This is a genomic window from Microbacterium sp. cf046, from assembly GCF_900114345.1.
Lineage (GTDB): Bacteria > Actinomycetota > Actinomycetes > Actinomycetales > Microbacteriaceae > Microbacterium.
The window spans coordinates 479,317-501,648 of the sequence record NZ_FOZJ01000003.1 but is presented as its reverse complement, the minus strand read 5'-3'; the positions used below and the strand labels follow the sequence as shown (position 1 = coordinate 501,648).

At 69.4% G+C, this 22,332-nt stretch carries 22 protein-coding genes; 17 read left to right on the top strand and 5 right to left on the bottom strand.

Annotated features, from left to right (window positions below; all coding sequences use genetic code 11):
• Positions 1-46 precede the first annotated feature (46 nt).
• Genes BM349_RS14775 through BM349_RS14745 form a run of 7 tightly spaced genes read left to right on the top strand, consistent with a single transcriptional unit; the run spans position 47 to position 6,612 of the window.
• Positions 47-1,027 (top strand): zinc-dependent alcohol dehydrogenase, encoded by a 981-nt coding sequence (locus BM349_RS14775; RefSeq protein WP_217645679.1) that lies wholly within the window; start codon positions 47-49, stop codon positions 1,025-1,027.
• Entirely contained in the window at positions 1,024-1,425 is a 402-nt protein-coding gene (locus BM349_RS14770) for a 6-pyruvoyl trahydropterin synthase family protein (protein WP_091707734.1), read from the top strand. Before BM349_RS14775 ends, BM349_RS14770 begins: the two co-directional genes overlap by 4 nt.
• Complete coding sequence (locus tag BM349_RS14765) at positions 1,422-2,462, top strand: glycosyltransferase family 4 protein (protein WP_217645678.1); 1,041 nt, start codon at positions 1,422-1,424, stop codon at positions 2,460-2,462. Before BM349_RS14770 ends, BM349_RS14765 begins: the two co-directional genes overlap by 4 nt.
• Entirely contained in the window at positions 2,459-3,268 is an 810-nt protein-coding gene (locus BM349_RS14760; RefSeq protein ID WP_091707730.1) for a class I SAM-dependent methyltransferase, read from the top strand. Before BM349_RS14765 ends, BM349_RS14760 begins: the two co-directional genes overlap by 4 nt.
• Positions 3,265-4,245, top strand: a complete 981-nt coding sequence (locus BM349_RS14755) for a lysylphosphatidylglycerol synthase transmembrane domain-containing protein (protein ID WP_139230941.1) — start codon at positions 3,265-3,267, stop codon at positions 4,243-4,245. Before BM349_RS14760 ends, BM349_RS14755 begins: the two co-directional genes overlap by 4 nt.
• The gene (locus BM349_RS14750; RefSeq protein WP_091707724.1) at positions 4,242-4,967 is read left to right on the top strand and encodes a RibD family protein; all 726 of its coding nucleotides are present in this window, start codon (positions 4,242-4,244) and stop codon (positions 4,965-4,967) included. Before BM349_RS14755 ends, BM349_RS14750 begins: the two co-directional genes overlap by 4 nt.
• Positions 4,927-6,612 carry a sulfatase-like hydrolase/transferase gene (locus BM349_RS14745; protein WP_175525321.1) on the top strand — a complete coding sequence of 562 codons (1,686 nt, stop codon included), beginning with the start codon at positions 4,927-4,929 and terminating at the stop codon, positions 6,610-6,612. The genes BM349_RS14750 and BM349_RS14745 overlap by 41 nt, the downstream gene beginning before the upstream one ends.
• A gap of 11 nt (positions 6,613-6,623) precedes the next feature.
• Here BM349_RS14745 and BM349_RS14740 read toward each other — a convergent pair whose 3' ends face one another.
• A complete protein-coding gene (locus tag BM349_RS14740; RefSeq protein ID WP_091707718.1) occupies positions 6,624-7,034 on the bottom strand; it encodes a hypothetical protein in 411 nt (136 codons plus the stop codon).
• Positions 7,035-7,206: 172 nt separating this feature from the next.
• Here BM349_RS14740 and BM349_RS14735 point away from each other — a divergent pair, with 172 nt between their 5' ends.
• Positions 7,207-8,706, top strand: a complete 1,500-nt coding sequence (locus BM349_RS14735) for a carboxylesterase/lipase family protein (RefSeq protein ID WP_091707716.1) — start codon at positions 7,207-7,209, stop codon at positions 8,704-8,706.
• Positions 8,703-9,629 carry an alpha/beta hydrolase gene (locus BM349_RS14730; RefSeq protein WP_091709381.1) on the top strand — a complete coding sequence of 309 codons (927 nt, stop codon included), beginning with the start codon at positions 8,703-8,705 and terminating at the stop codon, positions 9,627-9,629. The genes BM349_RS14735 and BM349_RS14730 overlap by 4 nt, the downstream gene beginning before the upstream one ends.
• Here the strand turns inward: BM349_RS14730 and BM349_RS14725 are convergent.
• Positions 9,606-10,478 carry an alpha/beta fold hydrolase gene (locus BM349_RS14725; RefSeq protein ID WP_091709378.1) on the bottom strand — a complete coding sequence of 291 codons (873 nt, stop codon included), beginning with the start codon at positions 10,476-10,478 and terminating at the stop codon, positions 9,606-9,608. The two genes, BM349_RS14730 and BM349_RS14725, sit on opposite strands and share 24 nt — an antisense overlap.
• Before the next feature lie 60 nt (positions 10,479-10,538).
• Entirely contained in the window at positions 10,539-11,756 is a 1,218-nt protein-coding gene (locus BM349_RS14720; protein WP_091707713.1) for a TetR/AcrR family transcriptional regulator, read from the bottom strand.
• Positions 11,757-11,902: 146 nt separating this feature from the next.
• On the opposite strand from BM349_RS14720, the gene BM349_RS14715 reads away from it, so the two are divergent.
• The 6 genes from BM349_RS14715 to BM349_RS14690 are packed head-to-tail and all read left to right on the top strand — an operon-like array spanning position 11,903 to position 17,079.
• Positions 11,903-12,364 carry a MaoC family dehydratase N-terminal domain-containing protein gene (locus BM349_RS14715; protein WP_091707711.1) on the top strand — a complete coding sequence of 154 codons (462 nt, stop codon included), beginning with the start codon at positions 11,903-11,905 and terminating at the stop codon, positions 12,362-12,364.
• A complete protein-coding gene (locus tag BM349_RS14710; protein ID WP_091707709.1) occupies positions 12,361-12,762 on the top strand; it encodes a MaoC/PaaZ C-terminal domain-containing protein in 402 nt (133 codons plus the stop codon). The genes BM349_RS14715 and BM349_RS14710 overlap by 4 nt, the downstream gene beginning before the upstream one ends.
• 22 nt (positions 12,763-12,784) lie before the next feature.
• Positions 12,785-13,609, top strand: coding sequence for an SDR family NAD(P)-dependent oxidoreductase (locus tag BM349_RS14705; RefSeq protein ID WP_091707706.1), 825 nt, complete (start codon positions 12,785-12,787; stop codon positions 13,607-13,609).
• Positions 13,609-14,754 carry an acyl-CoA dehydrogenase family protein gene (locus tag BM349_RS14700; protein WP_091707704.1) on the top strand — a complete coding sequence of 382 codons (1,146 nt, stop codon included), beginning with the start codon at positions 13,609-13,611 and terminating at the stop codon, positions 14,752-14,754. Before BM349_RS14705 ends, BM349_RS14700 begins: the two co-directional genes overlap by 1 nt.
• A 37-nt stretch (positions 14,755-14,791) precedes the next feature.
• Positions 14,792-16,330, top strand: coding sequence for a long-chain-fatty-acid--CoA ligase (locus tag BM349_RS14695; RefSeq protein WP_091707702.1), 1,539 nt, complete (start codon positions 14,792-14,794; stop codon positions 16,328-16,330).
• Positions 16,330-17,079: an alpha/beta fold hydrolase gene (locus BM349_RS14690; RefSeq protein ID WP_091707700.1), complete on the top strand. Its 750-nt coding sequence runs from the start codon at positions 16,330-16,332 to the stop codon at positions 17,077-17,079. The genes BM349_RS14695 and BM349_RS14690 overlap by 1 nt, the downstream gene beginning before the upstream one ends.
• Here BM349_RS14690 and BM349_RS14685 read toward each other — a convergent pair.
• Positions 17,058-18,269, bottom strand: coding sequence for a lipid-transfer protein (locus BM349_RS14685; RefSeq protein WP_091707697.1), 1,212 nt, complete (start codon positions 18,267-18,269; stop codon positions 17,058-17,060). The genes BM349_RS14690 and BM349_RS14685 overlap by 22 nt on opposite strands.
• A gap of 89 nt (positions 18,270-18,358) precedes the next feature.
• Between BM349_RS14685 and BM349_RS14680 the strand changes: the two genes are divergently transcribed.
• Both BM349_RS14680 and BM349_RS14675 read left to right on the top strand, forming a co-directional pair.
• Positions 18,359-19,609, top strand: coding sequence for an MFS transporter (locus BM349_RS14680; protein ID WP_139230940.1), 1,251 nt, complete (start codon positions 18,359-18,361; stop codon positions 19,607-19,609).
• Entirely contained in the window at positions 19,606-21,072 is a 1,467-nt protein-coding gene (locus BM349_RS14675; RefSeq protein ID WP_091707693.1) for an AMP-binding protein, read from the top strand. Before BM349_RS14680 ends, BM349_RS14675 begins: the two co-directional genes overlap by 4 nt.
• Positions 21,073-21,189: 117 nt before the next feature.
• On the opposite strand, the gene BM349_RS14670 is transcribed toward BM349_RS14675, so the two are convergent.
• A complete protein-coding gene (locus BM349_RS14670) occupies positions 21,190-22,311 on the bottom strand; it encodes a peptidoglycan-binding domain-containing protein (protein ID WP_091709377.1) in 1,122 nt (373 codons plus the stop codon).
• Positions 22,312-22,332 lie beyond the last annotated feature (21 nt).

Genomic DNA, 22,332 nt, shown 5'->3' with positions numbered 1-22,332 from the left:
ACACGTGTGCCGCGTGCCGAAAGGTTCACTTCCGGAGCAGGCCGTGGTGACGACGGCGACCGCGTTCTGGGTGGAGTCACCCGGTGTCGGGGTGCTGCGGACCGAGGAGGTCCCCGACCCCCGAGCGGGCGAGGTGCTGGTGCGCACGGCGTTCACCGGCATCAGCCGCGGGACCGAGTCGACGGTCTTCCGCGGCGAGGTTCCTCGCGGCGAGCACGAGCGGATGCGCGCGCCGTTCCAGGAGGGCGACTTCCCCGACACGGTCAAGTACGGGTATCTGAACGTCGGCGTCGTCGAGAGCGGGCCGCCCGAGCTCCGCGGTCTCGCGGTGTTCACCCTGTATCCGCACCAGTCGGCATTCGTGGTGCCCGAGTCGGCCGTTCAGGTGATCCCCGACGGCGTGCCCGCTCGCCGGGCCGTGCTCGCGGGTGCGGTCGAGACCGCGGTGAACGTGCTGTGGGATGCCGCGCCACTCGTGGGCGACCGCATCACCGTCGTCGGCGCGGGGATGATCGGCTGCGCCGTTGCGCGGCTCGCGCAGGCCATTCCCGGAGTCGACGTCGTCGTCGTCGACGTCGACCGGTCGAAGGCTCGCGTATGCGAGCTCCTCGGGGTCTCGTATGCACACCCCGAGGATGCGCCGTTCGAGCGTGACATCGTGGTCGAGGCGAGCGGTTCCGAGGCCGGGCTGCAGTCCGCCCTGGAGTCCGCCGCGACCGAGGGCGAGATCGTCGTCGCGAGCTGGTACGGCGATCGACCGGTCCGGCTCGAGCTGGGAGGCGACTTCCACTCGCAGCGCCTGACGATCCGCTCCAGCCAGGTCGGCATGATCTCGCCGCGACGCCGCGGGAGCCGGCGCAGCAGCGACCGGCTCGCGCTCGCTCTGCGACTGCTGCGGGATCCCGCGTTCGACGCCCTGCTGACGGGCGATTCGTCGTGGCGGGACCTGCCCGGCGTCATGGCCGCCGTCGCAGACGGATCCGCGCCGGGGCTCTGCCACACGATCGACTGGAGGGATGCCGGATGACCTACTCCGTCACCGTGCGGGATCACATCATGATCGCCCACAGCCTGTCCGGCGAGATCTTCGGCCCGGCTCAGCGGCTGCACGGCGCGACCTATGTGGTCGACGCGACCTTCCGCGCGGCCGACCTCGACGACGACGGAGTCGTGGTGGACATCGGGCGCGCCTCGGATGCATTGCGCGGCATCCTCGCGTCGCTGTCGTACCGCAATCTCGACGAGCTGGCGGAGTTCGCCGGGCTCAACACGACGACGGAGCGGCTGTGCAGCGTGATCGCCGATCGCCTGGTCGCTGCCGCGCGTGACGGGGGAATCGGGCCGGGCGCGGCGCGACTGCACGCGATCGCGGTCACGCTGCACGAATCGCACATCGCATGGGCCTCCTACGAGGTGACGCTGTGACGGCCTCCGAGGGGCGCACCGTGCATTTCGTCGTGCCGGAGGGCATCGACGACCCCACCCGCGCCAGCGGCGGCAATGTCTTCGATCGCCGCGTCCGAGACGGACTGGCGTCGCTCGGGTGGACCGTGCGGATGCGGCCGGTCGGCGCGGACGCGCCCATTCGCGCGGCAGACTTGCTCGCGAGCGTGCCCGAGGACGAGGTGGTGCTCATCGACGGCCTGATCGCGGGTCGGGCACCCGACGCGATCGAGGACGCGGTCGGGCGCCTCCAGATCGTCACGCTCGCGCACATGGTGTCTGCGGCCTTCCCCGGAGCGGATCCGCGGGTCGTTGCCGGAGAGACCCGCGCTCTGCGGAGCACCCGCCGCGTGATCACGACCAGCGAATGGACCCGGTCCGAGCTCGAGCGACGCGGCACGGTCGCCCCCGGTCGGATCGTCGTGGCGCGCCCGGGCTCGGACGACGCACCCGCAGCCGGCGGAACGTCGGGCGGAGGCGCGTTCCTGTGCGTCGGAGTCGTCGCGCCGCACAAGGGGCAGGACATCCTGATCGAAGCCCTGGCCGGACTCCGCGACGAGCACACGTGGACCTGCACGGTCGCCGGATCGCTGGATGCGGATCCCCGGTTCGCGGATCGCCTCGCGGCCCTCGCCGCGGCGGCGGGCATCGACGACCGCATCACGATGACCGGAGTCCTCGGTCAGGACGAACTGGACGACGCGTACGACCGCGCGGACCTCGTCGTGGCGCCCTCGCGCGTGGAGAGCTACGGCATGGCGATCGCGGACGCGCTTCGGCGCGGCATCCCGGTCCTCGCCAGCGCGGTCGGCGGGATCCCGCAGACCGTCGAGTCGCATGCCGCGACCCTCGTGCCCCCAGGTCGTCCGGACGCCCTCACCGATGCACTGCGGCGGTGGCTGGCGGATCCGGCCCTGCGGGCGGATTCGAAGGACGCGGCGGGCCGCGGCCGGTCGCGCCTTCCGCGATGGAGCGACACCGCAGACCGCGTCGCGGCGACGTTGGCGAGCGTGCGATGAGCGACGTCATCCCGATCTCGGTGGAGTGGCTGAGCCTGCGCGAAGACGCCGACGCGAGGTCGCGGTCGCGGCCGCTTGCGCGGAAGGCGGCGCGCATGACCCGCGTCCCGGTCGTCGTGCACGACCTGGGCAGCGGCACCGGGTCGATGATGCGGTGGCTCGCGCCGCTGCTGCCCGGACCGCAGACCTGGGTGCTCCACGACTGGAACGATGTGCTCCTCGATCGCGCGGCGCACGGCGCCTCCGATTCGACCGGACATCCGCCGGTGATCCGCACGAGGGTGAGGGATGTCGGCGAGCTGAGCGACGCAGACCTGGTCGGAGCGTCGCTGGTGACGATGTCGGCGCTTCTGGATGTGCTCACGCGCGAGGAGGCGGAGACCATCGTCCGGGCGTGCGTGGCCGCAGGCGCCCCTGCGCTCGTCGCGCTGAGCGTGACCGGACGGGTCGAGATCGAGCCCTTCGATCCCGGCGACCGGGTCTTCGAGTCCGCGTTCAACGACCACCAGCGACGCACGACCGCCGGACGCGCACTGCTCGGCCCGGATGCCGCCGCGACGGTGACCGAGCTGTTCACGGCCGCGGGGTGGCGGGTGCGCGCCGATGACTCACCGTGGCGGCTGGACTCCTCCGAGACCGCACTCGTGCGCGAGTGGCTCGAGGGCTGGGTCGGCGCGGCGGTCGAGGAGCGTCCGACGCTGGAGGAGTGGGCCGAGGAGTACCTGCGAACGCGCGGCGCTCAACTCGCCGCGGGCGCACTGCGGGTGACGGTGCACCATCTGGATCTGCTCGCGTGGCCGCCATGACCTCGACGGCGGCCGGGCAGCCGACGCGGCGGGGTCGCCTCTCGCCGCGCACCCGCGCTGTCGCGCGCGCCGGAGTCGGGGCGCTCATCCTCGTCGCGATCGTCTTCACCGTCGGAGCCGAGCCCTTCCTCCGAGGTCTGGCGTCCGTGTCGCCCGTGCCGATCGCGATCGCGCTCGCGCTGGGCGTTGTGACCACCGCGGCGGCAGCCTGGAGGTGGCGGATCGTCGCCCGGAGACTCGGACTCTCGCTCGGGTGGCGCGAGTCGGTGTCGGGGTACTACCGGTCCCAGTTCCTGAACACGATCCTTCCCGGCGGGGTGATCGGCGACATCCATCGCGCGGTCGCCCACGGACGCAGCGCGAACCGGATTCCGCAGGCCGCGCGGGCGGTGGTCGCCGAGCGCGCGGTGGGCCAGGTGGTGCAGTTCACCCTCGCCGTGGTGGTGCTGGTGTCGCTCGGCATGTCGGGTTACGCTCCCGCTGTGGGCACCGTGCTCCTTGCGGTGAGCGTCGCCTGCGCCGGGGTCGTCGTCGCAGCGGCTGTCAGCGAGCGTGCCCGCCGGGCGATCGCCCGGGAGCTGACCACACTTCGATCGGCGTTCGGTTCGGCGCGCACCGTCATCGGCGTCGCCGCCGCATCCGTGATCGTCCTGATGGGGCTCACCGGCACCTTCATCGTCGCGTGCATCGCCGTCGGTGTCGCCGCCCCGCCCGAACGGCTGGCGGCCGTCGCGCTCATCGTGATGCTCGCCGGTGCGATTCCCCTGAACATCGGCGGGTGGGGTCCGCGGGAGGGTGCTGCCGCGTGGGCGTTCGCCGCGGTGGGACTCGGTGCGTCCGCGGGCATCGCAGCCTCCACCGCGTTCGGAGTGCTCGCCATGATCGCAGCCGTTCCGGGGGCGGCCGTGGTCGCGGCATCCGCTCTCCGCCGACGTCATGATCTGCGCGACGCACGGCAGGCGGTGTCCGCACCGTGAAACGCCCGTACGTCATCCTCAGCTGCGCGATGTCGCTCGACGGCTATCTCGACAGCGCCGCACCCCGCAAACTCGCGATGTCCAACGCGGCCGACTTCGACCGCGTCGATCAGCTGCGCGCCGAGAGCGATGCGATCATGGTCGGCGCATCGACGGTCCGGCGGGATTGTCCGCGGCTGATGGTGCGCGGCGACGAACGGCGGCTGCTCCGCCTCGCCGCCGGAAAGCCCGTCTCACCGATCAAGGTGACGGTGACCGCGAGCGGCGACCTGCCGCCGGATTCGGCCTTCTTCACCGAGGGCGATGTCGAGAAGATCGTCTACTGCCCGACCCCGTCGCTCGACCGCGTCCGCAACAGGATAGGCCGCGTTGCGACGGTGGTCGGACTCGGTGCGAAGGTGACGATGGCCGATGTCGTCGAGGACCTCGCCGCGCGGGGCGTGCAACGCCTGATGGTCGAAGGCGGCGGCAAGCTCCACACGCAGTTCCTCGTCGACGACCTGGCCGACGAGCTGCAGCTCGCGATCGCCCCGCTCTTCGTCGGCGAATCGCGCGCACCGCGCTTCGTCGAGCCCGGCCCGTTCCCGTGGACCGCGTCGCGGCGGGCCACCTTGGCCGACACCTGCCGGATCGGCGACGTGGTGCTCATGCGCTACGCCCTGTCCGATAGGTTCCAGGCCGATGAGCGAACGTCGGTCGGGGAGCTCTCCGCTCGATCGTGAAGGCGCTCCTGTGAACGGCGGATTCGAGGACCAGCACCGCCCGCGGCGAGGTGCGCGAGCAGCCACGGTCGCCGCGTTCGCGACGCTGCTGATCGCCCCGCTCGTCGCCGGGGCGCTCACGATGGGCACGCCCGCTGCGCTGCTCAGCCTGCCGGCGGAGTCGATCGCGGTCGTGCTGCTCCTGCTCGCGATCCCGAGTCGACGGCTGCGCTGGCTCATCGCGGCCGCCTTCGGAGTGGTCATCGTGGTCGCGATGCTCGTCGCGGCGCTCGACCTCGGCTTCGAGGCGACGATCGATCGCGCGTTCAGCCTCACCCAGGACTGGCCTGCGATCGTGAGCGCCTACGGCGTCATGCGGGACGCGACAGGTACCGGCAACGCGATCCTGATCGTTGCGCTGATCGTCGCGCTGGCGGTGGCCGCTGTCATCGCAGTCGCGCGCGCCGCGCTGCGGACCGAGCGCATCGCCTCGCGCTCCGGCCGTACCGGACGCATCGTCGCTGCGACGGCGGCGACGTCGTGGATCCTGTGCGCGCTCGTCGGCGCGCAGATCTGGCCAGGTGTGCCGCTCGCCTCAGCCGATTCGGCACGCGCGCTCGCCGCGACGTCGGCGCAGACCGCCTCGAGCATCCGCGAGCAGGCCGCGTTCGAGCGCGCTCTGAGCTCGGATCCGCTCAGCGTGCCCGCCGCCGGCATGCTGTCGCGGCTCCAGGGGAAGGACGTCGTCGTCGCGTTCCTGGAGAGCTACGGCGCGGTCGCGGTGCAGGACTCGACCTTCACGGAGGGAATCGCCCGAGTGCTCGCCGAGGGTGGCAGTCAACTGAGTCGGGACGGGTACTCGGCACAGAGCGCCTTCCTCACATCGCCCACCTTCGGCGGAGTCAGCTGGCTGGCGCACTCCACCCTGCAGGGCGGCGTGTGGGTCGACTCGCAGCAGAAGTACGACACGCTGCTCGCGAGCGACCGGATGACCCTCACCCGGGCATTCAAGGATGCCGGCTGGCGAACGGTCTCCGTCGTCCCCTCCAACACCGAGCCGTGGCAGCAGGGCCGCGCGTTCTACGGGTACGACACGATGCTCGATGCGAGCAACATGGGTTATCGGGGTCCGACCTTCAGTTACGCCCGGATCCCCGACCAGTACACCTGGAGTCATTTCTACGAGCAGGAGCTCGCCGCACCGCACGAGCCGATCATGGCGGAGGTCGACTTCGTGTCTTCGCACACGCCGTGGACGCCGCTGCCGCGGCTCGTGCCGTGGGCGGAGGTCGGCGACGGCTCGGTGTTCGACCCCCAGCCGGCGGAAGGCCTCGCGCCGACCCAGGTGTGGCCGGACCAGCAGCGGGTGCGGAACGTGTACGGGCAGTCGGTGGAGTACACGCTGAGCGCCATGTTCTCGTTCCTGCACACGCATGATCAGCAGGATCTGGTCCTGATCGTGCTGGGCGACCACCAGCCCGCACGGATCGTGAGCGGCGAGGGCGCGGATCACGAGGTGCCCATCACGATCATCGCCAGGGACCCGGCCGTGTTCGAACAGATCGCGTCGTGGCGATGGCAGACCGGCGTGCGCCCGTCATCGGAGGCCCCGATCTGGCGGATGGATCAGTTCCGCGACCGTTTCCTGCAGGCGTTCAGCGGCTGAGGCGTTCTCCGTCAGCCTTCGGCTCGGGCAGCGGGCTGCGGCTGACGGAGAACGACGGCAGTGGTGATCGCGAGCACGACGATGCCGATCGACTCGACGATCACCGTCTCGGGGACGAGCATGAAGTCCCATGTCTCGGTGATGCCGAAGAGGCCCACGGTGAGTGCGAGGACGAGGGCGCCCAGCGTCGCGATCAGGAAGAGCAGGCTCAGCACGGTCGCCAGCTGCAGGAGGCGGCCGCGCAGGATGAGCATCGCGATCCCGAGCACGACCCCCGCCACGGCGTTGAGGACGAACGCCACGCCCAGGATGCCGCCGACGCCGGCGAACACGAGGTACAGATGGATCCCGCCCGTCGCGAGAAGGAAGAGCGCGCTGAGGATGCGCATCACCCTCAGAACGCGCTGATTGTTGTCGGCCATTGACTCACCCGTTCCGATCGGTGGCCTCCTCGCTGAGGCCTTCTTCAATACACACGATTCTGAGGGGCGCGGGGTTCATTGCGGTATGGGCAGTCGCTCGAGTCGATCCGTAAGTGAACAACCGTTAGTAAGCGTGCTACCCTGAGTCGCCGACCATGTCGAGGAGGACCGGGTGCTCGCACAAACCACCGTCACAACCGAGTTCGGCGCGGTCTCGGGCCTCGATCACTCGGGCCTGCACCACTTCCGGAACATCCCGTTCGCGGCTGCGCCGTTCGGCGAGAACCGCTTCCTTCCGCCGAAGCCGCCCGAGCGCTGGGAAGGCACGCGAGACGGCACCAGGCCGGGTCCCTCCGCTCCCCAGCCCGAGGGCGGGGATGAGCTCGCCGAGCTGTACTCGCCCAAGCAGACCGGCGAGGACTGCCTGACGCTCGAGGTCTGGAGCCCCGACCCGAGCCCTGCAGCTCGGCTGCCCGTCGTCGTGCACATCCACGGCGGGGGGTACTCCTTCGGCGGCGGGTCGTTCCCGGGCTACTCCGGAAGGAACTTCGCTCGCGACGGCGTCGTGCACGTCGGCATCAACTACCGGCTCGGCATCGACGGCTTCCTCTACCTCGGCGAGGGGCACGACAACCTTGGCCTGCGGGACCAGACGGCAGCGCTGGAATGGGTGCAGCGCAATATCTCGCAGTTCGGGGGCGATCCGTCTCGCGTCACGATCTTCGGGCAGTCCGGCGGTGGCGTATCGGTCATGTTCCAGCTGGCGCTGCCCGCAAGCCGAGGACTGTTCCACCGCGCGATCGCGCAGAGCGGCTGCTCGATGGCGTCGGTGGATGCCGATGAGGCGATGCGCATCACCCGTCAGGTTGCCAAGGGCCTCGGCGTCAAGCCGACCGTGGAGGGCCTCCGAAGCGTCCCGCTCGATCGCACGACGAAAGCCACCTTCAAGGCGCTCACGCGCTTCGCCGCCATCGGTCTCACTCTCGGCGATCGACGCTCGCTGCTGCTCAGCCCGTTCCGCGGAGTCCACGACACCGCCGTGCTCCCCCGCAACCCGGTCGACTCGGCCGGCACATACCCCGGCGTGCCGCTCATGACGGGCACGACCACCAACGAGATGGCGTCGCTGATCAACGGCATCACGACCGCGGCGCCGGCCGTCGCGCCGTTCGTGCGCAGGGGCTTGAAGCGGGCTCTTCGCATGAACCGCGAGATCGTCGACGCCTACGAGAACGGCCGGCGCAGCATCCGGGGTCTGGACGCCCTCGTCGAGGCCGGATGGACGGACTGGGGGTTCCGCATCCCGACGATCCGCCTGGTCGAGGCGCGACCCGAGACGAGCTGGCTGTACGAATTCCGCTGGCAGCGCGAGGACCTGCCGCCCTTCACCGCGTCGCACCACGCGATCGACCTGCCGTTCGCCCGTGACGACCTCGCCGCGATCAGGGAGCTCGGCGGCGAACCCGGCGAGCGCGTGTTCGGCAAGAACCCGCCGGAGTCGCTGGCGCAGGAGTTCCATCGAGCCTTCGTCGATTTCGCGACGACCGGCGAGCCCGGATGGGCGCCGTACGACAGATCCAGCGGCCGAATCACGAAGATCTTCGATACCGAGAGCTCGGTCGTCAGCGACGCCGCAGGCGCGGAGCGACAGGCATGGGTGGGCAGCCGATGACCAAGCTGCACCCCGAGCTGCGCGCCGCACGATTCATCCCGAAGATCCCCGCCGATTCGTGGCTCATCCGGGTGATACCCGACATCCTGCCGAAAGCGCCACCGCTCCCCGACACGCTCACGGTCGAGGACGTCACGGTCCCCGGGCTCGAGGGAGAGCCCGACGTCGGCCTGCGGATCTACCGGCCGACCGCCGTCGCCACGAAGTCCCCGGCCCTCTTCTGGATCCACGGCGGCGGCTTCGTCAGCGGCACCCCCGAGAACGACGAATCGGTCAGTCGCGCGTTCGCCCTCGAGCTCGGGATGACCGTCGTCGCGCTGCGCTATCGGCTGGCGCCGCAGCATCCCTCCCCCGCCGCCGTTCACGACGCATACGCCGGCCTGCGCTGGGTGTTCGAGCACGCGGACGAACGCGGGATCGACACGGAGCGCATCGCGATCGGCGGCGCCAGCGCGGGGGGCGGCCTCGCCGCGACCCTCGCGCTGTTCGCCCACGACCGCGGTGAGGTGCGTCCAGCGTTCCAACTGCTCGTCTATCCGATGCTCGATGACCGCACCGTCACGCGCACCGACCATGACACTCGCGGCGTACTCATCTGGATCCCGCGCAGCAACCACTACGGCTGGACGTCCTACCTCGGCACCGCACCGGGCAGTGCCGGCGTCTCGCCCTACGCGGCGGCGGCACGTCGAGAGGATCTGAGCGGACTCCCGCCGGCGTGGATCGGCGTGGGCACGCTCGACCTCTTCCACGACGAAGACCTCGCGTACGCGCGACGCCTGAACGACGCCGGAGTGCCGTGCGAGCTGGTGGTCGTGCCGGGCGCGTTCCACGGCTTCGACCGGCTGTTCACCAAGAAGCCCGTGGCGCAGGCTTTCTGGGCATCCCAGCTCGGTGCGCTACGCGGCGCGCTGGGGCTCTGACAGCTCGAACTCGGCGAGCGCGCCGCGCAGGGTTTCGCTGAGCGGGAGCGGCTGATCCAGCATCATGGCGTGCCCCGCGTCGCGGATCTCGAGGACGGGCACCTCGGAAGACGCCTCGAGCAGGGCGCGTGCACCGGGGCTGAGGATGCCGTGCTCACCCGCGATGTAGACGGCAGGGCATGTCAGTCCGTCCATCGTGTGCGGCAGGTCGCCGGTCATGCCGACGAAGCCGGGGTCGAACTTCCAGCTCCACCCGCCCTCGACTTCGCGCACCGAGGTCGAAGCGATGTGCGCCGCGGTGTAGGGCAGCGACGCCTGCGGCGGGATCGGGCGGAAGCGCTCGACCGCAGCAGCGCGCGTCGCATACACGCGGGCTCTGCCGAACGTGTTGTCCGCCTCGGTGCGGGGCCACGGACCCTGCGGCTCGATCGGGGAATCCACGACGATGAGGCCCCCGAGTTCGGGTTCCGCTAGCTGAGCGAGGACCGTCGCGATCATGCCTCCGAGACTGTGCCCGACGATGACGGGACGCGCCCGCAACCCTGCCCCGCCGACCGCGGCGGCCAGCTCCCGCGCCCACAGATCCATCGAGTACGCGGCGCGATGCCCGCTGTCGCCGTGGCCCGACAGGTCGATCGCGACGACGCGCCGGCCTGTTGCGAGCATCGGGGCGATGAAGTCCCACCAGCCCGCGTGAGCTGCCCCGCCGTGCACGAGCAGCAGATCGTGCCGGGCGTCGCCGGCCTCTCCCCAGGCTCGATAGGCGATGGACGCGCCCTCCACGTCGATGGATCCGAGCTCGGGCTCGGCAGCAAGCGCGTCGGTGAACCAGGCTGGTGCGTCGGTCATCTGTCCATGCGTCGTCTCGAGGATGGATCCGGCGCCGAAACGCACCGAACCGCGATTCACTTACGCTAGCACGACGCCGGACTGGAGAGGCTGGATGCCGAGCAGGGTCTTCGACATCCGCGACAGCGTCTGCTCGAACCCAGGTCGCGTCCGCAGATGCGGCGTCTGCACGGCGTCGTTGACGATCAGTAGCACCGCCTGCACCCGGATCCGCGCGGTCGTCGTGTCGGCGTCGCTGAACTCGCGATACAGATCGACCCACGCGTCGATGTAGTCACGCTGCAGCTTGCGGGCCGCTTCGCGGTCGGCATCGGGCAGGTTCATGAGTTCGGAGAGCAGGATGCGGATGACGGCGCGGTCGCTGTTCGCGACCCGCACGTACGAGTCGATCAGGCGCGCGAGCTTCTGCATCGGGGCAAGATCGCTCCCCAGGATCTCGTCACGGTCGACGCGCAGCATGACGTGCGCGCGCTCGATCGCCGCGACGAGGATCGCAGCCTTGTTCTCGAAGTGGCTGTACACACTCGGCCCTGCGATGCCGGCGGCCTCGCCGATCTCATCGATGCCCGTCGCGGCGAAGCCGTGCTCCGCGAACAGCTCGGTTGCGACGGTGATGATCGAGTCGCGGCGCGACTCGGCTGGGGCGGGGTCGACACCGCCGGGTTCCGCACGCTCGGCGGCCGGCATGGGCAGTGAGGTGATCGTCGTGACCAGGTCGACCATCACTTCGACGAACTGCGACCGTGGGAGCGTCGCCGAGTGGAAGCTCGGACTGACGAGCGCACCCATCGCGCACCACGCGAGCAGGTCGGCGCGGCGTGCGTCGAGGTCGGACCGCGTGGCGAGGATGAGCTCGGCCACGCGTCGAGTGTGACTCGTGAGCTCGTCGCGCAGGACGCGCTGCTCGGAGTCTTCGAGATTGCGCGCCTCCCGCTGCCACAGCACACCGAGCGCGCGGTGATCGAGGGAGGTCTCGGCGAGTCGTTCGATGACGAAGGAGAGGCGATCCTGCGGGTCATCCCGCGAGTCCGCGTCATCCAGCACGGCAGCGTAGCCTGCGAGGCCGGCGTGCACGGCCGCGACGAGCAGCTCGGACTTGCTCGGGAAGTGCCGGTACAGCGCGGACGCTCCGACGTTGGTCGCATCGGCGATGTCGCTCATGCTGACGGCGGCATAGCCGCGCCTCCAGAACAGCTCGGTCGCGGCCTCGATCGTGATCGCCCGACGGTTGCGCGGGCGCGTCCCCCGGGGCGGGGTCTCGGGCACGACGGAGGTCATGAATCCATGATTGCAGAGGCGACGCGGCCACGATCGTTCGCCGCGCAACTTTGCTAACCGGAATTCACATCTTCCTGTTCGAGAGCGCGTTTCCGTGTTACAGTCAGCGCTAAGTGAATTCCGGTTAGTTTGACGAAGGAGACCCGGTGACGTCAGCGAAGGATGCCGTGGGCAGAGTGCTGGCTCCGCAGACCGCGCTCATCGAGCGCGGAAGACTCCAGTTCTTCGCCGAGGCGATCGGCGAGACCGACCCGCGATACAGCGAGATCGACGCGGCCGTCGAGGCGGGCTATCCCGACCTTCCGGTCCCGCCGACCTTCCTCTTCGGCCTCAAGCTCGAGAAGCCGGATCCGATGGCGTGGCTGGTCGAGCTCGGAATCGACCCACGCCTCGTGCTGCACGGCCAGCAGCGCTTCGAGTACGCGACGATGGCCTTCGCCGGCGACGAGCTGCTCCTCGAACCGCGCATCACGGACGTCTACGAGAAGCGCGGTGGCGCGCTCGAGTTCATCGTCGTCGACACCGAGGTCACTCGGCAGGGCGAGCGGATCGCCACGCTCACCGACACGGTCGTGGCGCGGCATCCCGAGCGGGAGGTGGCGCGATGATCGAGCTTCAGGAACTCGCGGTCGGCACCGAGCTGCCCGCCCTCGAGGTCGCACCCATCAGCCGCACGACGCTCGCGCTGTTCGCGGGCGCATCCGGCGACCACAACCCGGTGCATCTCGACAGCGACCTGGCGAAGTCTGCGGGCCTGGACGACGTCTTCGCGCAGGGCATGCTCTCGATGGCCTACCTCGGCCGACTGCTGACCGGCTGGGTCCCTCAGGAACGGATCCGGTCGTTCCAGGTGCGCTTCGCCGCGATCACCCCTGTCCACGCGCGGCCGACGTGCACCGGAGTCGTGTCCGCGGTCCACGATGGACTCGCGAGCCTCGATCTCTCCGTGACGCTGGCCGACGGCACCGTCACCCTGACCGGCAGCGCCGTCGTCGCCCTCGACTGAACTCGACTGATCAAGGAACTCCATGGGAACCCTCGAAGGAAAGGTCGCCCTCGTCTCCGGCTCCGGCCGCGGGATCGGGCGCGAGATCGCCCTCAAACTCGCGAGCGAGGGGGCGAGCGTCGTCGTCAACGACCTCGACGTAGACCCCGCGAACCAGACCATCGCCGAGATCCTCGCCGCCGGGGGGCGGGCCGTCGGCTGCGTCGGCAGCGTGACCGACGCCGACTTCGGCGAGCGATTCGTGCAGACGGCGGTCGACGCGTTCGATGGCGTGGACATCATCGTCAACAACGCGGGCTACACGTGGGACACCGTCATCCAGAAGATGAGCGACGATCAGTGGGATGCGATCCTCGACGTGCACCTCAAAGCGCCGTTCCGCATCCTGCGCGCCGCGCAGCCGGTCATCTCGGCGGCCGCCAAGGGCGAGATCGCCGCGCACGGCGTCGCGAACGCGCGCAAGGTCGTCAACATCTCGTCGCTGGCCGGACTGGGCGGCAACGCCGGCCAGTCGAATTACTCGACTGCGAAAGCCGGCATCGTCGGTCTGACCAAGACGCTCGCGAAGGAGTGGGGACGCTACAACGTCACGGTGAATGCGGTGGCGTTCGGCCTCATCGAGACGCGGCTCACCGCGACCGACGGTGCGGACCACATCGACGTGGCCGGCAACACGATCAAGGTGGGCATCAGCGACCAGCTGAAGACCATGACCGAGCAGCTGATCCCGCTCGGCCGCGCCGGCACGCCGAAGGACGCGGCCGGCGCGGTCTACCTGTTCTGCCTGCCCGAATCGGACTACATCAGCGCACAGGTCGTCGTCTGCGGCGGAGGGTTCTTCATCTGATGAAGCGGCACCTCTACGAACCCGCGCACGAGGCCTATCGCGCCCGCGTGCGCGAGTTCCTCGAGCGCGTGGTCGTGCCGGCGCACCCGACGTGGATCGAGAACCGCATCGTCGGCCCAGAGCTGTACACGGGTCTTGCCGAGATCGGGGCGCTCGCGCACGGGATGCCCGCCGAATACGGCGGCACGGGCGTGAACGACTTCCGGTACAACCTGATCCTGACCGAGGAGGCGACACGCCTCCACGTGTTCCCGCCGATCGTCGGACCGAGCCTCGTCGTCGACATCATCGCGCCGTACATCGTCGACATGGGCACCGAGGAGCAGAAGGCGCGCTGGCTGCCCGGAGTCATCCGCGGCGAGACGGTGCTGGGCATCGCGATGACCGAGCCCGGCACGGGTTCGGATCTCGCCGGTATCCAGACCACCGCGGTGCGCGACGGCGATCACTGGGCGCTCGACGGAACGAAGAAGTTCATCGGTAACGGGCTCAATGCCGGCCTGGTGATCGTGGCGGCCAGGACGAGTGAGGACCGTCATCGCGGACTCACCCTCCTCGTGGTCGACACGCGCACGCCGGGCTATTCCGCGCGCAACCTCGACAAGGTCGGGATGCACGCGCACAACACGACCGAGATCACCCTCGAGGGCGTCCGCGTGCCGATCGCGGACACGCTCGGTGCGGAGGGCGACGGCTTCCGCGGGCTCACGCGCAACCTGGCGCAGGAGCGGGTGACCGCATCCGCCCATGCCCTGGCCACCGCGCGTGCAGGACTCGATCTGACGATCGATCATGTGCGCGAGCGCGAGACGTTCGGCCGGCCGATCGGGGCGAACCAGACCGTGCGGTTCACGATCGCCGAACTCGCCACCGAGCTCGATATCGCGCAGTCGTTCGTCGACGACTGCGTGCGCGCACTCAACGCCCGCGACCTGACCCCGGTGGACGCCGCGAAGGCGAAATGGTGGACCACCGAATTCATGTGGAAGGTGCTCGACACCGGTGTGCAGCTGCACGGCGGCGACGGCTACCTGCCCGAGCACCCCATCACCCAGCTCTGGCTCGATTCCCGCGCACAGCGGATCTATGCCGGCAGCACCGAGATCATGAAAGACCTCATCGGCAAATCGATGAGGCTCGCCTGACGCTTCCCGACCACGCCGTCTCAAAGGAGAGAACACGATGGAAGTCACCCAGCCCCTGCACCGCGCACTGCAGCTCACGCCCGACCGGGAGTACACGGTCGCGGGAGATCGCGTCCGCACCGTCGCCGAGTCGGCGGATCGCGTCGCGCGCCTCGCCGGTGTTCTGCAGAGATCCGGCGTCGCCGATGGCGACAGGGTCGCGATCGTGTCGCTCAACTCCGACATCTTCCACGAGTCGCTGCTCGGTATCCCGTGGGCGGGCGGCGTCGTCGTGCCGGTCAACTACCGGTGGAGCGCAGCCGAGATCGCCCACTCGTTCGCCGAATGCGATATCGCCACGCTCATCGTCGATGACACCTGGCTCGACCTGGTCGAGTCGGTGCGTCCGCTCGCACCGGGCCTTCGGACGCTGATCCACTTCGGCGAGAAGCCCACACCCGACGGGATGCTGCGTTACGAAGACCTGATCGCGTCGGCGGCCCCGGCGGAGGACGCCCGTCGCGGCGGGGCCGACATCTTCGGCATCTTCTACACGGGCGGCACGACCGGAGTTCCCAAGGGCGTCGTGCTGACGCACGACAACATGATGACGTCCGGATTCGGCTGCGTCGCCTCGGGCGAGTTCCTGACGCCGGAGGGCCGCCTGCTGCACGTCGCGCCGATGTTCCATCTGGCCGACATCGCCTCGTGGATCGGCGGGCTCATTCTGAACTCCACGCATGTCTTCGTGCCTGCCTTCACCCCCGCAGGCGTGCTCGACACGATGGAGAAGCAGCGTGGCACCGATGTGCTCGTCGTGCCGACGATGCTGCAGATGATGGTCGACCTGCCCGGCGCCGGTGACCGCGACCTGTCATCGATGAAGCACATCGTGTACGGGGCATCCCCCATCTCCGAAGCGCTGCTCGACCGCGCCGCGCTGCTGTTCCCGCAAGCCACCTTCCTGCAGGCGTACGGCATGAGCGAGCTCGCACCAGTCGCGACCATGCTCCTGTCGGTCGATCACCACCATCCCGTCCGTCGACGTTCTGCAGGACGCGCTGGCTGGCACACCGAAGTGCGCGTCGTCGACGAGAACGACGTCGAGCTGCCGCGGGGCTCCGTCGGCGAGATCGTCGCGCGCGGCGGGGCGACGATGGTCGGGTACTGGAAGAAGCCCGCCGAGACTGCAGAGGCGCTGCGCGGCGGATGGATGCACACCGGCGACGGCGGCTACATGGACGAGGACGGCTACGTGTACGTCGTCGACCGAATCAAGGACATGATCATCACCGGCGGCGAGAACGTGTACTCGGTCGAGGTCGAGAACGTCGTCGCCAAGCATCCGGCTGTCGCCGCCGTGGCGATCATCGGGCTGCCCGACGAGCGTTGGGGCGAGCGGGTCCACGCGGTGATCGTGCTGCAGCCCGGGCAGGAGGTGACCCTCGAGGAGATCCAGGCCGTCGCGCGCGAGCACATCGCCGGATACAAGATCCCCCGCAGCATGAGCTTCCTCGATGCACTGCCGCTCTCGGCCCAGGGCAAGGTGCTCAAGCGCGAGCTGCGCCTGCGCGAGTACGAGCCTGTGGGCGCCTGATGAAGCTCAACACCGTCACGGTCGGCTCCGGATCACGCACGGCCGCGCTCGTGCACGGGGCCTCGCGCAGCACCGATGTGTGGAAGGAGTTCGTGCCGTACCTGCTCGAGCACGACCTGACGCTCATCCTCGTCGACCAGCGCGGGCACGGAGACAGCCCGCGCGGCGACAGCTACCGCGTCCAGGATTTCGCCGGCGACCTCGTCGACACGCTGCCGAATGGTCTCGACCTGCTCATCGGCCAGTCACTCGGTGGTCTCACGACGGCGTGGGCGGCTGAGGAACTGCAGCCGAAGCGGCTCATCGGCGTGGATCCGGCGCTGGCGATGGCCCCGTTCCAGTTCTGGCTCATCCCCGTCCTCGGGCCGAAGCAGAAGAAGTTCCCCGATTGGCTCGTCCGCGCCCTCATGGCCAAGCCATCGCCGCCCGACGGCCTCGAGCGCCTGCGCGCCGAATGGGCGAAGTGGGACGAGACGTGCCTCATCGACATCAAGGCGTCATACCTGGCGAGTCCGTTCCCGATGTCCCCGCCCGCCGTGCCGTCGACGCTCGTGCTGGCGGAGAAGAGCTTCGCCGTCCGCCCCGACGCAGCCCGCGATCTTGCGGCCGCGGGGTGGGACGTCCGCTACATGAAGGGCGGCCACGACCTCCACACCGAGGACCCGGCCGGCCTGGCCGAGGTGCTCCGGGACGTCCTGACGCCGGTGCGGGCCTCCGAGCCGGACGGCTACCGCTCGGCGGGCCTGTAGGCGGTGACCACGGCTGCGCCGCCCAAGCCGATGTTGTGCTGCAGCGCGACCTTCGCGCCCGCCACCTGACGCTTGTCGGCGGTGCCGCGCAGCTGCCAGGTCAGCTCGGAGCACTGGGCAAGGCCGGTCGCTCCCAGGGGGTGCCCCTTCGAGATGAGGCCGCCCGACGGGTTGATGACCCACTTGCCACCGTAGGTGGTGTCACCCGAGTCGACGAGGTGGTGCCCTTCCCCCTCAGCTGCCAGCCCGAGAGCCTCATAGGTCAGCAGCTCGTTGGCCGAGAAGCAGTCATGCAGCTCGATCACATCGACGTCGCCGGGGGCGATCTGCGCCTGCCGGTAGACGGCCTCAGCGGCCTTGCGGCTCATGTCCGCGCCGACGAGGTCGCGTGCGGTGCGCGAGTCGAACGTCGAGCGCATGTCGGTGACCATCGCCTGCCCGACGATCTCGACCGCCTGGCCTGCGAGTCCGTGCTTCTCGACGAAGTCCTCGCTCACCACGATCGCCGCACCGGAGCCGTCGGAGGTCGGCGAGCACTGGAGCCTGGTCAGCCCCATCGGCTCGTAGATCATCTTGTCGCCCTGGATCTGCGCGAGCGAGTACTCGTCCTGGAACTGCGCGTACGGATTGTTGGTCGAGTGCCGGTGATTCTTCTGCGCGATCTTCGCGAAGTGCTCGGCAGTCGACCCGTACCTGCGCATGTGCTCCGCGCCGGCCGAGCCGAACATCCAGGCCGCCGGCGGGCCGCTCATCGGCGACGACTGCTCGAGGGCCCGCATGTGGCGGGAGAGCGGCGCCTCGCGGTCGCCGTAGGTGTCGAGCGCGAGCGACCCGGGCTGCATCTTCTCGAAGCCGAGCGCGAGCACGCAGTCGGCAAGACCACCGCGCACGGCCCGCGCCGCGAGGTACAGCGCGGTGGAGCCGGTCGAGCAGTTGTTGTTCACGTTGGTGATCGGGATGCCGGTCATCCCCAGCTCGTACACGGCCCGCTCGCCCGCGGTCGACTCGCCGTAGACGTAACCGACGTAGGCCTCCTCGATCGCGTCGAAGTCGAGACCAGCGTCTTCGAGCGCCTTCGTGCCCGACTCGCGCGCCATGTCGGGATAGTCCCAGCCCTCGCGTCGTCCCGGCTTCTCGAACTTCGTCATACCGACGCCGACGACGAACACACGTGCACCAGTTGTGGTCATGGAACTCATACTAACCGCAATTCACTTAATGGTGCTACTCTGGCTCGAGCCGAGCGCAGCGCAGCACCGGCGAGAGAGGCAGCCAACCCGTGTCCACGACAGACAGCATGGCCGCGTCCGTGACGATCAAGGCCCAGAAGCTGGGTCCGTACATCGCGGGGTTCCTCGGCATCCAGCTGTTCATCAGTGCCGCCAACAGCGGCATCGGCGGCCTGCTGATCCCGAACCGCATCGCGATCCTCGACGACGCGAACAAGGTCGCGCTGCTCGGCGTGACGGCGGGCGCCGTGGCGGCGGTGAGCCTCATCGCCGCGCCGGTGTGGGGCATGCTCTCCGACCGCACGCGCGGACGATTCGGGCGCCGGATGCCGTGGATCCTTGCCGGCGTCATCGGAGTGAGCGTGTTCGCGGCCTCGCTCGCCTTCGCGAACGACATCCTCGCGACCATCATCCTCTTCGCGATCTTCGGCATGTTCGTCGCGATGGTCACGAGCCCCATCAGCGCGACGATGCCGGACCGCACGCCCGTCAGCAAACGCGGACTGTTCTCGGCCATCGCGGGCATCGGAGTGTTCGTCGGCGGCATCATCGGCAACATCATCGCGTCGGTGTTCACGAGCAACCTCTTCGCCGGCTTCATCGCCTTCGCGATCATCGCCCTCGCAGGTTCCCTGCCGCTCATCGGCACGATGCGCGAAGACACGTCGGATCGTGCAGCCGCGCCGAAGACCACATTCGTGGAGATGCTGCGCGCGTTCTGGGTGAGCCCGCGCAAGTACCCGGACTTCTTCTGGGCCTTCGTCGCACGCCTGGTGATCGTCATCGGCTTCCAGTCGGTGATCTCGTTCCAGCTGTACATCCTGACCGACTACGTGGGCCTCGACCTGGCGGAGGCGAACTCGGTCTATCCGATCGCGGTGATCCTGGCGACCGTCGCCCTCGTACTCGCCCTCGTGCCGGCCGGGATCATCTCCGACCGGATCGGCCGTCGCAAGCCGATCGTCATCGTCTCGGCGATCATCGTCGCGGCGAGCACCATCCCGCCCCTCATCGCGCCGACCATTCCGGTCGCGATCATCTCGCTCACAATCGCGGGCATCGGCATCGGCGGCTACCTCGCCGTCGACCAGGCGCTGATGACCCAGGTGCTGCCCAGCAACGACGATGCCGGCAAGGACCTCGGCATCCTCAACATCGCCCAGCAGGGCGGTGCGGTTCTCGCACCGGTCTTCGCGGCCATCATGATCTCGATCGCGGGCTATCAGGGCCTGTACATCTTCGCCGGAGTTCTGTCGGCGCTGTCGGCGCTGGCCGTCCTCCCGATCAGGTCGGTGCGATGACCGCGTCGACGACCCAGGAATCCATCGTCGGCAATCTGCACCGCCTCGCCGAGACGGCACCCGACGCGATCGCCATCACGTGCGGCGACGAGTCGATCACCCGCGGCGAACTGGATCGCCGGTCGAGCCGGCTCGCGCGCGCCTACCAGGAGCGTGGCGTCACGCCCGGCTCGATCGTCGGCATCCTCCTTCCGAACTCGATCGAGTTCCTCGCCGCTGAGATCGCGGTCTGGAAATGCGGGGCCAGCCCATTGCCGCTCTCGGTGCAGCAGCCCCCGCGCGAACGCGACGCGATCATCGCCCTCGCCGAGCCGAGCCTCGTCGTCGGCGCGACAGAGGAGCAGTCCGCAGGCTTCCCGTCGGTGCCGCCGGGGTTCGAGCCGGAATCCGCGCTGAGCGACGATTTCGTGGATGCCGGGGCCGCCGCCGTCTGGAAGGTCACGATGTCCGGCGGCAGCACGGGTCGTCCCAAGCTCATCGTGGCCGAGCAGCCTGCGCTGCGGCCGACGACGGAAGGGTTCGCGCGCCTGCTCGGCATGAGCGACGACGGCACCGCCGTGATCACGGGGCCGCTGTTCCACAACGCGCCGTTCCTCAGCTCGATCTGCGCGCTGACGGTCGGCGCACGCGTGGTGCTCATGCCGAGGTTCGAGGCTGAGGAGACGCTGCGCCTCATCGACCGCTACCGGGCCGACTGGCTGTACGTCGTGCCCACGATGATGTCGCGCATCGCGCGTCTGCCCGAAGAGGTGCGCGCGAGGTACGACATCGACTCGCTCAATGTCGTCATGCACATGGCGGCGCCGTGCCCCGAGTGGCTCAAGCGCGAGTGGATCTCATGGCTCGGCGACCGGATCTGGGAGGTATACGCGGCGACCGAGGTGCAGGCTGTCACCCTCGTCACGGGCGAGCAATGGCTCGAGAAGCCGGGCACGGTCGGCAGGCCGATCATCGGCGAATTGCGGATCCTCGACGGCGACGGACGGGCGGTGGAGGCGGGCGAGGTGGGCGAGCTGTGGATGCGACGCGGCCCTGGGCTGTCCGCCCCGTATCGCTACATCGGCGCCGAAGCGAAGATCGGCGACGACGGCTGGGAGTCGGTCGGCGACCTCGGCCGCATCGACGAGGACGGATACCTCTTCCTCGCCGATCGCGAGTCCGACATGTTCGTCGTGGGCGGAGCGAACGTGTACCCGGCCGAGATCGAGAACGCGCTGAGCGAGCACCCGCTCGTGCGGTCGGCGGTCGTCATCGGGCTGCCGCACGAGGACCTCGGCTCGGTGCCCCACGCGCTCGTCGAGCTCGCGGACGAGGTGTCGGACGACGAACTCAGAGAATTCCTGGGAGAGCGGCTGACCCGGTACAAGATCCCCCGGACGTTCGAGCGGGTGGACGGGCAGATCCGTGACGACGCCGGGAAGGTGCGGCGAGCGCAACTGCGGGCCGAGCGGGTCGGCGGCTAGCGCCGCGCCGGAACACCGGCATCCGCCGGGGGTGAGACTCGGCTTCGCCGCCTCGGCCGGCGCAGTCGGGCGTACCCGACGACCTGATCGCAGCGGGTCTTCGGCGACAGGTCCGCACTAACCCTCTGTGGCCTCCGGAGTCGGGGTGGGAGACGAGCCGGCCTGCAGATCCGCGAGCGCCTTCTCGAGCGCGGCGATGGTGGCGGCATCCACGGTGCCGGTCGGCTCCACGCCGAGGGCGGTCTGGAATTCCTTCAGCGCCTCGGTCAGTTCCGGGGTCCACGTGCCGTCCACCGGTCCGTCCCAGATCCCGAAGAGCTTCAACGTCTGCTGCACGGCGGCGGTTGCGGCGACCGCGTCCTCGGCAGCGGCGCCGCCCAGCGCGTCCAGGTCGGCTTGAAGAGCATCCGCGGTGGCCTTGTCGACGGTTCCGGTGACGGGCAGCCCGTTCGTCTCCTGCAGCGCTTCGACTGCGGCAACGGTCTCCGGTCCGTAGATTCCGTCCACGGCACCGGCGTAGTAGCCGGCGTCGGCGAGGTTCTGCTGCAGAGCGGAGGTGTACGCGGCAGCCGCGGCCTGAGCCTGCTGCTGCTCGTCGTCGGGGATGCATCCGGCATCGGCGAACAGGCGCAGCCACGCCATCTCCAGTGCGACGGCGGCGCTGTTGAAGACCTCGGACGCCTCCGCGAGCGGCGTCTGATCGGTGATCGCGCCCAGCGCGGCGGTGAACTCGGATTCCGCCTGGTGGACTCGGTCGACGGTTGCGGCCGGCGCCAGGGGCGAGCTCGTCACGGCAGGCTCGGCCGGAGCCTCGGTGGCGCCGGTCGTGGCAGCCGCCATGGCCGCCTGGGCCGCTGCCAGCTCTTGCTCGGCATCCGTCACCGCTTGCTGAGCCTGCACGGCGGCTTCGGCGCCTTCGAATGCGTCGTCGCGCGGTGCGCTGAGGTCGGCGCCCGCCACCCTGACGTCTCCGACAGTCGGCGCAGTGTCGTGGAGAACGTCACCGTACCGGTCGAGCGCGACGATGTAGGTTTCGCTCGCATCGCAGACCTGGGTCGATGCGGCCGCCAGATCGGCCTCCGCCTCGGTGAGAGCCTTCTGCTTTGCGTTGACCTGCGCCTGAGCGCGATCGACATCGCTGACCTCAGCGGCGCAGCCGGCCAATCCCATCGCGATGATCGCGACCGCCGCAACCAAGGTGGTCCGTGCCCGCGCGGGCTTTCGCACCATGATGTTCATGCGTGTACTCCCGTCCGCCGC